Raw genomic sequence first — 12,698 nt, forward strand, 5'->3', positions numbered from 1 at the left:
CCGGTGCCGAATTTTGTTCGCCACATCGCCGTAGGCGTCGGTTCTCTGGCTAGCTTCGAGCCGTTCGGTCGGTCAGAACGAGGCAGGAGCGCGATGCACGAGTACCAGCACGAGCAGGTTCGGATCGAGCGCGGTGCGCGCTCCGGCGTGACGATCATCGTGGCCATCCACTCCACGGCGCTCGGGCCGGCGATCGGCGGCTGCCGGCTGTGGCGCTACCCGGGCTGGCGCGACGCACTGACCGACGCGCTGCGCCTGTCGGCGGGCATGACCGTGAAGAACGCGACCGCGGGGCTGGACCTGGGCGGCGGCAAGGCGGTGATCGCGCTCCCGGAGGGCGCCACACTGGACGGTCGGGAGCGCCGGGACGTGCTGCACGACGTCGGCGAGCTGGTCGAGTCGTTCGGCGGCCGCTACGCCACCGGGCCCGATGTGGGCACCGGCCCCGACGACATGGCGGTCATCGGCGAGCGCACCGGCCACCTGTTCTGCCGGCCGGAGTCGCTGGGCGGCAGCGGCGACTCGTCGTCACACACCGCCGACGGGGTGCTCGCGGCGCTGGCGGCGACGACGGTCCACCTCGACGGCGGTGACCCGGCGCGGCACGCCGACCTGGACGGGCGGCGGATCACCGTGGTCGGGCTCGGGCACGTGGGCGAGCGACTGGCCAGGACGCTCGCGGCTGCCGGCGCCCGGCTCGCCGTGACCGACATCGACCCGGCACGGCGCGCGCTCGCGGCGGAGCTCGGCGCGCGGTGGCTGGAGCCGGGGCGGGCCTGGACGGAGGAGACCGACGTGCTGGTGCCGGCCGCGCTCGGCGGGGCGCTGACCCACGCGCTGGTGCCGGAGCTGCGCTGCCGGGCGATCGTCGGCCCGGCGAACAACCAGCTCGCGGACGAGGAGGTCGCCGACCGGCTGCACCGGCGCGGCGTCCACTGGGTGCCGGACTACCTGGCCGGCGCGGGCGGCGTGATCTACGCGGTGGCGCGCGAGCTGCGCGGAACCGGGCACGAGGAGGCGGCCGCCCGGGTACGCGGCATCGGAGACACCACCGCCGCGCTCCTGCACGCGGCGGCGCGCGACGGCATCAGCCCGCACCTGTCCGCTCTCCGCCGCGTCCGTGACCGCCTCGCCGCCGCGCGCCGGGCGGCGGCCCCCGGTACGACGCCGCCCCGGACTCAGACGACCTCGGCATCGACCCTGGTCAAGCCGTAGTAGGTGAACATGGCGTCGGTCGTGATGACCGCATCGCCCCGCTCGCGCTCGCTCAGCCCGGCGCGCTCCCGCGCCTGTCGCCATGGGTCCTCCCGGTGTGTCAGCTCGCTGAGCCGGTGCGCGGACTCGTCGCCGTAGGCACCCAGCACGGCGTCGATCGTGGACGTCTCGGCATCGGTGAGGCCCGCCGGCGGTCCGCCGACATCGGCCGGACCGGCGAGTGTGAACCGACCCCGGTGCATGCGGTAAAGCGCGCGCACGACCGGCCCGTTCGCCCACGCCTCGATCCGGTCGGCGAACAGCGCCCGCTGCTCCCACACCAGGTGCCAGGCCTGGCTGTAGTAGACGAGCTTCTGGAGCTTCATCGCCGTCATCGGACCCTGTCGCCCCAGGATGTACGCCGCTACGTCCCGTGCGCTGGTCACCGCGACCTCGGTCATGCACCCAGTATAGAACATATGTTCGATAGATGCCTCCAACTTCCTGCCGTGAACCCCGCGCCGATCCGACGTCGGACCCTCAGTGCCTGGTCTCGTACCTGGTCAGGACCACGCCCTCGGGAAACGTCCGGGTCTCCACCAGGGTCAGGTTCACCCAGTTGTCCAGGGCCGTGAAGAACGGCGTGCCGCTGCCCACCAAGACCGGCGCGGTGGCCAGCACGTACTCGTCGATCAGCCCGGCCCGCATCGCCGCCGAGGCGAGCGTGGCGCCGCCGATGTCCATAGGGCCGCCATCCTCGGCCTTGAGCCGGGTGATCTCGGTGACCGCGTCACCGGTGGCCAGGCGGGTGTTCCAGTCGACCGTACTGATCGTGGAGGAGAACACCACTTTCGGCATCTTCTGCCAGCGGCGGGCGAACTCGATCTCCGCCGGTGTTGCGCCGGGCTGCCGGTCGGCGGTCGGCCAGTAGGAACTCATCGTCTCCCACAGTTTGCGCCCATACAGCGCCAGGTCGGTCGCCCCCACCCGGTCCGACCACCACTGGAACAGCTCGTCGCTCGGCGCGCTCCAGCCGATGTCGTCCCCGGGCGCGGCGATGTAGCCGTCCAGGCTCAGGTTCATGCCAAAGGTCAGTTTCCGCATGGCGTCAGCTCCCGTGAGTCGGTACGTGACGTATAGACGGGCACGGCGCGGACAAATCATCGGTCAGGCCACACCGAGGGCCGGTTGACCAACCACGCCAGCGATTGCGCTTCCGGCGAGCCGTAGTCGGCGCTGTGCTCCCCGTCCGCCGGCTCGTGATCGACCCGCGCGAAGTCGCGCCCACCAACCCGATGAGTTTCCCCGCGAACTCGGGTCGTCATCGTGACGGCAGGCGACACCTACCGGAGGATGTGACGTGGTGGACGGTGAACCGGACCTCCAGCCAGACGCGCTACACCCGGCCGGGCCCGTGACGCCCTCACCGCGACACAAGATCCAAGCTGTCCTCGATGAACTCGTCGACACGGGAGCCGAAACGGGCCTGCAGGTTGCCGTCTACCACCGCGGTGCCCTTGTCGTCGACGCCGTCGCCGGCCTCTCCGACCGCCGGACCGACCGCGAGGTCACCCCGGAGACCCCGTTCTTCAGCTTCTCCGCCGGCAAGGTCATGACGTCGCTGATCGCTCACCTGCTCGTCAAGACCGGCGCCGTCGGATACGACACGCCGGTGGCCGACCTGTGGCCGGAGTTCGGCACCCACGGCAAGGCGACCGTGACCCTTCGACACGTGCTCACCCACTCGGTCGGCCTGCCGGCGATGCCTCGTGACATCGGCCCCGCCGACCTGGCCGACTGGGCACGGGTGTGCGCCGCGATCGCCGACGCCGAACCGAGGTGGCGACCCGGGACCGCGACGGGGTACCACTCGTTCACCTTCGGATTCCTCGTCGGCGAGGTCGCACGCCGTGCCACCGGCAAACCGATCCGGCAGCTCCTGCGCGAGTGGGTCACCGTGCCCCTGGGCATCGACGGTGACCTGTACTTCGGCGTTCCGCCAACCGACCTGGCCCGGCTGGCACGGCTCGAGGACGCCGCCCCGCCCGACGCCGATGCGCCCTGGGAACTGCAACCGACCGCGGCCATGGGCAACGACCACGAGATCCTGCGGGCGGACATCCCGTCGGTCGGCACCTTCACCGCGCGGGGAGTCGCCGCCATGAACGCCGCGGTCCTCGACGGTCGGCTCATCGACCCACGCCAGCTCGAGGAGCTGACGGCGGTGGCCTTCGAGGGCATCGACCAGGTCTTCGGCAACCATGCACGGCTGGCGCTCGGCTATCCGCTCGGCCGCATCGGCACCCGGCCCGACCAGACGCCCACCACGTTCGGCTGGGTCGGCGGGGGCGGCAGCTGCGTCTATGCCGACACCGCGACCGGCATCTCCTTCGCCCTGACCAAGACCCGCCTCACCCCCCACTTCAACACCGCGCAACGACTCGCCGACCTGATCGCGGCCGAGCTCCACCCACCCGCCTGACAGACGCTCGTCCTATCCCCGGGCTCGCGCGACGAGCTGGGTCTCGATGCGCCGAAGGGCCGAGGTGACGGCCTCGATCTCGTCGGGATCGGGCACGATGCCGTCGAGCAGGCGGCTCCAGACGTCACGCAGGTGTTGCAGGTTCTCGTGCGCCCGCGCGGTCGGATACAGGCGCACCCGCCGGCCGTCATGTTGGTCGACCTCCCGGCGCACCAGCCCCTTCTTCTCCAGGCCCCGTACCGCCCTGCTGAAGTTGCTGGAGACCATCTGGGTCGCCTCCGCCGCCGCGCTGGCCGACGTGCCGGGGTTCCGGTCGATGAAGCGCATCACCGCGCTCTCCAGCGGCGTCCACGAGTCGGCCCCGAAGTCCTTGGACGCATGGATCAGCCGACCGACCGCGAGGATCAGGTCGGCGAGCTCGAACAGCCTCGACGTGCGCTCCTCGTCCACGCCGCGATGCTATCTTTGTTGTCAGATGATAGCTATCGTTCGACAGGAGAATTCGACAGGAGAAGCCGTGGCTCTCATCGCCATCGAAGAACACTGGATCATGCCGGACCTGACGTCCGCGCTGAGCGCCATGCCGGCCGAGGTTCGCGACGAGAGCCTCGCCTTCAACGAGATGGGCGACCACCGGCAGCGCCTGGAGGACCTGGGCGCTGGCCGGCTCGCGGCCATGGACGCCCAGGGCATCGACGTGTCGATCCTCGCCCTGACGCCGCCGGGGACCCAGCCGCTGCCGCCCGAGGACGCGGTGCGCCGCAGCCGCGCCGCGAACGACGTCGCCTCGGCGGCGGTCGGCGCCAATCCGTCCCGGTTCCGGTCGCTGTCCACCCTGCCGATGTCGTCACCACCGGACGTTGCCGGCGAGCTCGAACGGGCCGCGGGCATGGGGCACGTGGGCACCATGGTCTACGGCCGGTCGGGCGACGTCTTCCTGGACGACCCCGCCTACGACGAGTTCTTCGCCGCGGCGGCGGAGCTCGGCCAGCCGGTGTTCATCCATCCCCAGCTGCCGTCGCCCGCCGTGCGCGACGCGTCGTACCGGGGCTTCGACCCGATGACCGATCTCGCCCTCGCAACGTTCGGCTGGGGGTGGCACCTGGACACCGCGACGACGGCGCTGCGGCTGATACTCCGGGGCACCTTCGACAGGCATCCGAACCTGCGGGTCGTGCTCGGCCACTGGGGCGAGATGCTGCTGTTCTGGCTGGACCGGGCGGACAGCCTCGCCCGCGTCGCCGGCCTGCGACAATCCGTGTCGGACTACCTGCGGTCGAACTTCTTCATCACCACCTCGGGCATGCTCAACCCCGCGCTGCTGCACCACGCCCTGTCCGTGACCTCCGTCGACCGGTTGATCTTCTCGACCGACTACCCGTTCCAACGGCCGACCCGGGAGGAGATCAACTCTTTCCTGGGGCACCTCTCCTCGGACGAGGAACGGGAGAAGTTCTGCTCGGCGAACGCGGCGGCGCTGTACGGCCTCTGACCGTGAGCGCCAGCAGTGCGGTCGGTAGGGCGATCGCGAGCCCTAGCGCGGTCATCAGCAGCGCGCCCGTCGACGGCGAGAGGTGGTCGAGCATCGTCAGGTGGATCACGAAGTGCGGGACCGCCCAGGTCAGGTACATCGTCAGGGCGACGGGCGACGATCCGGTGTGGACGGTTGCGGCGCCGAGTACCACCGCGCTGGCCAGGGTCATGGCGCCGTAGTCGCGCATCAGGTGCTCGTTGTAGGCCATTCCCATGCCGACAACCTCGAGGGAGAAGAAGCTCGCCGGCAGGAACAGCGCCCAGGCGCCGACGACGACCTGCACCGCGGCGAGGAGGCCGACACCGGCCCGCAGCCACCCGGTCACCGGAGTCACCGGCCGCTCCGCTCGCGCGCGACCCCGGCGACGAACTCCTCGAACGTGATCCGTCCGACCGCGCGCTCCCGGGCGAGGTGGTTGCCCGCGCGGTAGTCCCGCATCGCCCGGCCCGGGATCGGAACCGACCACACCGCGCGGCGGCGCCCGATCGCGCGCAGGTACACCCGCGCCAGCTCGGCCGCGTCACGCACGCTCGGTCCGCCGAGGTCGGGCACCCGCGCGGAGGGGCCGGCCTCGACGATCGCGACCAGGCGGTCCGCGACCTCGGTGACGTCGATCGGCTGAAAGCTCACCCCCGACGGCACCAGCGTCACCGGCAGCCGGCGCTGGGCGTCGCAGGCCGCGGTGATCAGGTCGTGGAACTGCGTGGTGCGCAGGATCGTCCACGGCAGCCCGGACGCCTCGACCAGTCGCTCGCAGGCCAGCTTCACGCGGTAGTAGCCGAGCGCGACGTTCTCGATGCCGACGATCGAGACGTAGACCAGGTGCGGTCCGCCCTCGGCCCTCGCCGCGTCGACCAGGGTGCGGGTCGCGGCCACGTCACCGCGCCCGTTGGTGGTGGCCAGGTGGATGACCGCCTGGGTGCCGGCGACCGCCTCGGTGACTCCGCGCCCGGTGCGCAGGTCACCGACCGCCCACTCCCACTCGGCGGGCCGGCGTTCGGAGCGGGTGAGTACCCGCACCCGGTGGCCGGAGCCGGCCAGCCGGGGCACGAGCGCGCGCCCGAGCCGTCCGGTACCGCCGGTGACCAGAACCGTTGTCGTCATTCACTGCTCCGTGGTGGCTCGAGGATTGCCTCTACACCACCAGAGACCGGATACCCCCGACGACCGTGACACATTGCAAGGCTGAACTGAACAGTCTAGCCTTCCAATATGGTCGACGATCACGACGCCGAACAGGTCGCCGCCGCGCTGCGGCTGAGCATCGGGCTGTTCCTGCGCCGGTTGCGGCAGGCCAAGGCCGGGGACGGCGACCTGACGTTGCCGGAGAGCGCCGCGCTGTCCCGCCTGCACCGCGAGGGCCCGGCCACGACCGCCGCGCTGGCCAGGGCCGAGCAGATCAGCCCGCAGTCGATGGGCGCGACGCTGGGCGCGCTGGAGGAACGTGGCCTGGTCGAGCGGCGGCCGGACCCCGGCGACGGGCGGCGCGTCGTGATCTCGGTGTCGGACGAGGGCGTGCGGGTGCTGAAAGACCGGCGGTCGGCCCGCACCGGGCAGATCGCGAGGGCGCTCGCCGCCGAGTTCACCGCCGAGGAGCTCGCCCAGCTGGCGGCGGCCGCCCCACTGATCGAGCGCCTGGCGCACCGCGTCTGATGGCCGGCCGCCCCGGCAAGCTTGCGGACCGCTACCGGTGGGTGGCGCTGTCGAACACCACGATGGCGGTGTTCATGTCCGCGCTGGACGGCTCGATCGTCATCATCTCGCTGCCCGCGATCTTCCGAGGCATCCACCTCGACCCGCTCGCGGAGGGCAACATCGGCTACCTGCTGTGGATGATCATGGGATATCGGCTGGTGCAGGCCGTATTCGTGGTCACCCTGGGCCGGCTGGGCGACATCTACGGCCGGGTGAAGATCTACAACGCCGGGTTCGCGGTGTTCGGCGCGGCCTCGGTGCTGTTGTCGTTCGACCCGTTCGCCGGCGGCGGCGGCGCGCTGTGGCTGATCGGCTGGCGGGTGCTGCAGGCGATCGGCGGGTCGATGCTCACCGCCAACTCCGCCGCGATCCTCACCGACGCGTTCCCGGCCGACCGGCGCGGGTTCGCGCTGGGCACCAACCAGATAGCCGCCATCGCCGGGCAGTTCATCGGCCTGGTGGTGGGCGGAGCGCTCGCCGAGCTGGACTGGCGCGCGGTGTTCTGGGTCAACGTTCCGGTCGGCGTGCTCGGAACCGTGTGGGCGTACCGGAGCCTGCGCGAGACCGGCGAGCGGCATCCCGACCGCATCGACTGGTGGGGCAACATCACGTTCGCGGTCGGCCTGAGCGCTGTGCTCATCGCCGTCACCGACGGCATGCAGCCCTACGGCGGCCAGAGCATGGGGTGGACGAACCCGGTGGTCTACGGCTCGCTGGTCGGCGGGGTGGCGCTGCTGGTGGTGTTCGTGGTGATCGAGCGCCGGGTCGCGGCGCCGATGTTCCAGCTCGGGCTGTTCCGGATCAGGGTGTTCAGCGCCGCCAACGCGGCCGGGTTGCTCGGCTCGGTGGCGCGCGGCGGCCTGCAGTTCGTGCTGATCATCTGGTTGCAGGGCATCTGGCTGCCGCTGCACGGCTTCGACTACGCCGACACGCCGCTGTGGGCCGGCATCTTCCTGCTGCCGATGACCGCCGCGTTCCTGGTCTCGGGCCCGGTCTCGGGAGCGCTGTCGGACAGGTTGGGCGCCCGCGCCTTCGCCACCGGCGGCATGCTCGTGTTCGGCGCCAGCTTCGTAGGGCTGATGCTGCTTCCGGTGGACTTCCCGTACTGGGCGTTCGCGCTGCTCACGCTGGTGAACGGGCTCGGCGTGGGCATGTTCGCCTCGCCGAACTCGTCGTCGATCATGGGCAGCGTGCCGGCGCGGAGGCGCGGGGCCGCGTCGGGCATGCGTGCGACGTTCCAGAACGGCGGCACCGCCGTCTCCATCGGTGTCTTCTTCTCGCTCATGATCGCCGGGCTGGCGAGCACGCTGCCGACGACGCTGGCCGACGGGCTGCACCGGCTCGGGGTGCCCGAGGAGACCGCACGGCAGGTGGGCGCCCTGCCGCCGGTGTCGTCGCTGTTCGCCGCCATGCTCGGGGAGAACCCGGTCGAGCACCTGCTCGGGGGCACCGGGGCGCTCGCGGCGCTTCCGCCGGCCAGCCAACAGGTCCTGACCGGCACGCGGTTCTTCCCCCAGTTGATCTCCGAGCCGTTCCATCACGGCCTGGTCATCGTGTTCACCGTCGCCGCCGGCCTCTCGCTGGTGGCCGCGGCGGCGTCGCTGCTGCGCGGTGGTGGTTCGCCGAGGTCATGACGTGGGCAGCGGGCGGTCGTCCACTATCCGCTTCATCACCAGCGTGGAGTTGAGCCGCTGCACGCCGGGGAGCGCGGCGAGCACGTCGTCCTCGAGGCGCTGGTACGCGGCGAGGTCGGCGGTGAGCACGCGGAGCAGGTAGTCGGGGTCACCGAACAGGCGCTGGGCGAGCAGCACGTTGGGGACCCTGGCGACGGCGTCCTCGAAGCCGAGCAGGGTCTCGCGGTCCTCCTGGCGCATCGTGACGAACACCAGGGCCTCGAAGGTGAGCCCGAGGGCCACCGGGTCGACCACTGCCCGGTAGCCCCGGATCGTGCCGTCGCGCTCCAGCGCGCGCAGCCGCCGGTGGCACGGCGAGATGCTCAGCCGCACCCGGTCCGCCAGTTCGGTCAGCGTGAGGCGTCCCTCTGTCTGGAGGATGGTGAGAATCTTCCTGTCGACCGTGTCCACTGGGAAGATTTTTCCATGCGACGGGCCTTGTGCGGGTAGAAGTTGGAATCAACTTCGGGCTTGACGGGCATAGCCTTTTCGGCACTCGTTCCACCGCCGGCTCGGCGAAAGAGGTCGCCAGTGCCCGCCAGCTCCGTTCTCGCCTTCTGGGTGGTCGCCGCCCTGCTGATCGCGGTGCCGGGCCCGGACTGGGCGTTCGCGATCAGTGCGGGGCTGCGCGGGCACGTCGTCGCGGCGGCGGGTGGCATCGTGCTCGGCTACCTGGCGATGACGATCGTGGTCGCCACCGGGCTCGGCATCCTCATCGCCCGGGCGCCGGCCGCGTTGACCGTGCTCACCGTCGCGGGCGGCTGCTACCTGGTGTGGCTGGGCGTGAAGATCTGGCGGCATCCGTCGACGCCGGGGACCGAGAACGACGCGGTGGGCGGTGGGCGCTTGGGCACGGTGTTGCGGGGCACGGCGGTCAGCGGCCTCAACCCCAAGGGGCTGTTGATCTTCGTTGCGATGCTTCCGCAGTTCACCGACCGCACGGCGAGCTGGCCGTTGCCTGTTCAGCTGGCCATTCTGGGGCTTGCTTTCACGGTGACGTGTGCGGTGGTCTACCTGGCGGTCGGGACGTGCGCACGGCGGTTGTTGCGCGCTCGTCCGTCCTTCTCGCGGCTGGTCTCCCGGGTGTCCGGTGGGGCCATGATCGCGGTCGGGATCGCGCTGCTGGTCGAGCGGGTCAGCGGGTGAGGCGCAGGGTGAGGATCTCGAACGGGCGCAGGTGGACGGTCACTTGGTCGGCCGCCGGGTGGTCCTCGGTGCGGTGCCAGCGGCGTTCGAGCAGGTCGGTGGTCCAGGCGGCGGTCGCGTCGAAGCGGGCGGTGATGCGGGCGGTGCTCCGGGCGCCGGTAGCCTGGTAGATGCGGACGATCACGTCGCCGGAGCCGTCGTCGGCCAGCTTGGTCGCCTCGACGCAGACGTCCGGGTTGTCGACGGAGATCAGCGGGTCTACCGGGTTGGCGCCGTGCACCGTGCGCGCCGGCAAGTTCAGGAAGTAGCCCTCGCGCACCGCGTCGCCGACGCCGGCGCCGACCACCAGCGCGTGCCGGAAGCGGTGCACGCCGTGGTCGGTCTCCGGGTCCGGGAAGCGGGGCGCGCGCAGCAGGGACGCCCGCACGGTGGTGGTGATGCCGCCGCCGTCGCGGGCGGAGCGGGTCACGTCGTGGCCGTAGGTCGAGTCGTTGGCCAGCGCGACGCCGTAGCCGGGCTCGGCCAGGTGTATCCAGCGGTGCGCGCAGATCTCGAACTTCGCCGCGTCCCAGCTGGTGTTGCGGTGGGTGGGGCGGTGGACGTGGCCGAACTGGGTCTCCGAGGCGGACCGGTCGGCGTGCACGTCCAGCGGGAACGCGAGCTTGAGGAACTTCTCGGTCTCGTGCCAGTCCACCTCGGTCTCGATGTCCAGCCGGCGCGCGCCAGCGCCCAGCGTGAGGCGCTGGGTGACCGTCGATTGATAGAACGTTCTAATAATGCGGACGCCGGCCGCCTCGGCGGAGACCTCGGCGGCCTCGGTCAGGTCGGTGACGGTGTTGCGGTAGAACTCGTCGACGTCCCAGGCGTCCCACCTGTTCGGCAGGTCCGGGTGCAGTTGGAGCAGGTTGGCGGCCGCGCCCGGGGCGATCACCTCGCGGTCCGCGTCCAGGTCCACCAGCGAGACGACCAGCCCGCGTCCGTCCACCGTCACCCGGATCAGGCCGTTGTCCAGCACGAACCCGTCGTCGACGGCCGTGACCGCCGCCGGCGGAGTTTCAGACTGAAACGCCGCCCCACCGGCCGGCACCCCGTCCCGCTGGTGCGGCGCGGCGTTGAACACGACCGGACGCTCGCCCTCCCCGGCCAGCGCCCGCTGCGCCGCGCCGATGATCTCCTCCAGCTCGCCGGCCAGCGCCGCGTACGTCCGCTCCGCCTCGCGGTGCACCCAGGCGATCGACGAACCGGGCAGGATGTCGTGGAACTGGTTGAGCAGCACGGACTTCCAGATCCGGTCCAGCCGCTCGTACGGATACGGCCGCCCGACACGCACCGCCGCCGTCGCCGCCCACAGCTCGGCCTCGCGCAACAAATGCTCGCTGCGCCGGTTGCCCTGCTTGGTTCGAGCCTGGCTGGTGTAGGTGCCCCGGTGGAACTCCAGGTACAGCTCGCCGACCCAGACCGGCGCATCCGGGTACTCCTCACAGGCCTTCCGGAAGAACTCCGAGGGCGCCTCGACCGCCACCCGGGGCGAACCCTCCAGGTCCTCCAGCCGGGCGGCGCGCGCCAGCATCTCCCTGGTCGGCCCGCCCCCGCCGTCGCCGAAACCGAACGGCACCAGCGAGCGCCGTGCCCTGCCCTTCTCCGCGAAGCGCGCCGACGCGTGCGCCAGCTCCGCCCCGGACAGCTCGGAGTTGTAGGTGTCCACCGGCGGGAAGTGGGTGAACACCCGGGTGCCGTCGATGCCCTCCCACCAGAACGTGTGGTGCGGAAACGTGTTCGTCTGGCTCCAGGAGATCTTCTGGGTGAGGAACCACCGCGACCCGGACAGGTCCACGAGCTGCGGCAGCGCCGCGCTGTAGCCGAACGAGTCGGGCAGCCACACCTCCTCGGTCTCGACGCCGAACTCCTCTGCGAAGAACCGCTTGCCGTGCGTGAACTGCCGGGCCATCGCCTCGCCGCCCGGCATGTTCGTGTCCGACTCCACCCACATGCCACCGACCGGCACGAACCGCCCGGGGTGCTCCTTGACCCGGGCGTACACCGCCGGGTGGTGGTCGCGGATCCAGGCGAACTGCTGCGCGGACGACATGGCGTACACCAGCTCGGGGTGCTCGTCCATCAACGCCGTGACGTTCGCCGCCGTCCGCGCCACCTTCCGCACGGTCTCGCGCAGCGGCCACAGCCAGGCGGAGTCGATGTGCGCGTGCCCGACGGCGGACACCAGGTGCGCGCTGGCGTGCGCGGGTGCCGCGAGCACGGTGGCCAACTCGTGACGGGCCGCCTTCGCGGTGCCGGGCACGTCGGCCAGGTCCAGCGCGTCCACCGCCCGGTCGCAGGCGCGCAGGATCTCCCAGCGGCGCCCGGACTCCACCGGCAGCGCGAGCATGAGCTGGTCGAGCACCTCCAGGTCGGCGACGAGCCCCCAGACCTCCTCGTCGAACACGGCGAGCTGGGCCATCGCGAGCCGGTACAGCGGCTCGCGGCCCGCGGTCCGAAGGTCACCGAGCGGGGTCGGCCGGAACGGATGGCGCGGGTCCAGGATCACCGGGTTGGCCGCCGCCTCGACGTACAGCACGACGTCGTCCGAGCCGGTCACCGGCACCCAGGCGTTGAACGGGTTGAGCCCCTTCACCGGCGTGCCGTCCGCCCGGTACACCAGCCCTTCGGCCTGGAACCCGGGGTTGACCTGGTCGAACCCGAGGTCGAGCACCAGCTCCACGGCGCGCTCCGCCCACTCCGGGGGCACCGCGCCGGTGAACCGGAACCAGGTGGTGCCCCACGGCGGACCCCACTGCTCGCCGACCCGGAACGGCTCGAACGAAGCCGCCAGCGCCTCCGAAACCGGCACCGGCTCGCCCGGCACGTCCCAGGCCGCCACCTCGACCGGGGCGAACGCCGAGTACACGGCCGGCCGGACCCGCTCGTCGAGGACCCGTGAGATCCGCTGCTCGATCAGCTTCCGGTCGTCGTGCAT

At 71.4% G+C, this 12,698-nt stretch carries 13 protein-coding genes; 6 read left to right on the top strand and 7 right to left on the bottom strand.

The annotated features are described in order from the left end of the window. Positions 1-93 precede the first annotated feature (93 nt). The gene (locus tag N912_RS54080; RefSeq protein ID WP_064745368.1) at positions 94-1,215 is read left to right on the top strand and encodes a Glu/Leu/Phe/Val dehydrogenase dimerization domain-containing protein; all 1,122 of its coding nucleotides are present in this window, start codon (positions 94-96) and stop codon (positions 1,213-1,215) included. Here the strand turns inward: N912_RS54080 and N912_RS0123170 are convergent. Beyond that, on the bottom strand, positions 1,179-1,655 hold the full coding sequence (locus tag N912_RS0123170) for a Panacea domain-containing protein (protein ID WP_245645389.1): 477 nt from the start codon (positions 1,653-1,655) through the stop codon (positions 1,179-1,181). The genes N912_RS54080 and N912_RS0123170 overlap by 37 nt on opposite strands. 79 nt (positions 1,656-1,734) lie before the next feature. After that, complete coding sequence (locus tag N912_RS0123175; RefSeq protein ID WP_028924263.1) at positions 1,735-2,298, bottom strand: dihydrofolate reductase family protein; 564 nt, start codon at positions 2,296-2,298, stop codon at positions 1,735-1,737. 259 nt (positions 2,299-2,557) lie between these two features. Here N912_RS0123175 and N912_RS0123180 point away from each other — a divergent pair, with 259 nt between their 5' ends. Then, positions 2,558-3,676 carry a serine hydrolase domain-containing protein gene (locus N912_RS0123180; RefSeq protein ID WP_211261357.1) on the top strand — a complete coding sequence of 373 codons (1,119 nt, stop codon included), beginning with the start codon at positions 2,558-2,560 and terminating at the stop codon, positions 3,674-3,676. A gap of 12 nt (positions 3,677-3,688) precedes the next feature. Here N912_RS0123180 and N912_RS0123185 read toward each other — a convergent pair whose 3' ends face one another. Then, complete coding sequence (locus N912_RS0123185) at positions 3,689-4,126, bottom strand: MarR family winged helix-turn-helix transcriptional regulator (protein WP_028924265.1); 438 nt, start codon at positions 4,124-4,126, stop codon at positions 3,689-3,691. Between the two features lie 67 nt (positions 4,127-4,193). On the opposite strand from N912_RS0123185, the gene N912_RS0123190 reads away from it, so the two are divergent. After that, a complete protein-coding gene (locus N912_RS0123190) occupies positions 4,194-5,168 on the top strand; it encodes an amidohydrolase family protein (protein ID WP_028924266.1) in 975 nt (324 codons plus the stop codon). Here the strand turns inward: N912_RS0123190 and N912_RS62255 are convergent. Further along, positions 5,083-5,544, bottom strand: coding sequence for a hypothetical protein (locus N912_RS62255; RefSeq protein ID WP_211261358.1), 462 nt, complete (start codon positions 5,542-5,544; stop codon positions 5,083-5,085). The two genes, N912_RS0123190 and N912_RS62255, sit on opposite strands and share 86 nt — an antisense overlap. After that, positions 5,541-6,314 (bottom strand): SDR family oxidoreductase, encoded by a 774-nt coding sequence (locus N912_RS0123200; protein ID WP_028924268.1) that lies wholly within the window; start codon positions 6,312-6,314, stop codon positions 5,541-5,543. Before N912_RS0123200 ends, N912_RS62255 begins: the two co-directional genes overlap by 4 nt. 108 nt (positions 6,315-6,422) lie before the next feature. Here N912_RS0123200 and N912_RS0123205 point away from each other — a divergent pair, with 108 nt between their 5' ends. Continuing rightward, positions 6,423-6,863: a MarR family winged helix-turn-helix transcriptional regulator gene (locus N912_RS0123205; protein ID WP_028924269.1), complete on the top strand. Its 441-nt coding sequence runs from the start codon at positions 6,423-6,425 to the stop codon at positions 6,861-6,863. Beyond that, positions 6,863-8,539 carry an MFS transporter gene (locus tag N912_RS54085; protein WP_037066201.1) on the top strand — a complete coding sequence of 559 codons (1,677 nt, stop codon included), beginning with the start codon at positions 6,863-6,865 and terminating at the stop codon, positions 8,537-8,539. The genes N912_RS0123205 and N912_RS54085 overlap by 1 nt, the downstream gene beginning before the upstream one ends. On the opposite strand, the gene N912_RS0123215 is transcribed toward N912_RS54085, so the two are convergent. Beyond that, a complete protein-coding gene (locus N912_RS0123215; RefSeq protein ID WP_028924270.1) occupies positions 8,534-8,989 on the bottom strand; it encodes an Lrp/AsnC family transcriptional regulator in 456 nt (151 codons plus the stop codon). The genes N912_RS54085 and N912_RS0123215 overlap by 6 nt on opposite strands. Positions 8,990-9,109: 120 nt before the next feature. On the opposite strand from N912_RS0123215, the gene N912_RS0123220 reads away from it, so the two are divergent. After that, complete coding sequence (locus N912_RS0123220; RefSeq protein WP_028924271.1) at positions 9,110-9,724, top strand: LysE family translocator; 615 nt, start codon at positions 9,110-9,112, stop codon at positions 9,722-9,724. On the opposite strand, the gene N912_RS0123225 is transcribed toward N912_RS0123220, so the two are convergent. Next, positions 9,714-12,698: an alpha-mannosidase gene (locus N912_RS0123225; protein ID WP_028924272.1), complete on the bottom strand. Its 2,985-nt coding sequence runs from the start codon at positions 12,696-12,698 to the stop codon at positions 9,714-9,716. The two genes, N912_RS0123220 and N912_RS0123225, sit on opposite strands and share 11 nt — an antisense overlap.

The sequence above is a fragment of the Actinospineispora acaciae DSM 45401 genome, from assembly GCF_000620785.1.
Classification (GTDB): Bacteria; Actinomycetota; Actinomycetes; order Mycobacteriales; family Pseudonocardiaceae; genus Pseudonocardia; species Pseudonocardia acaciae.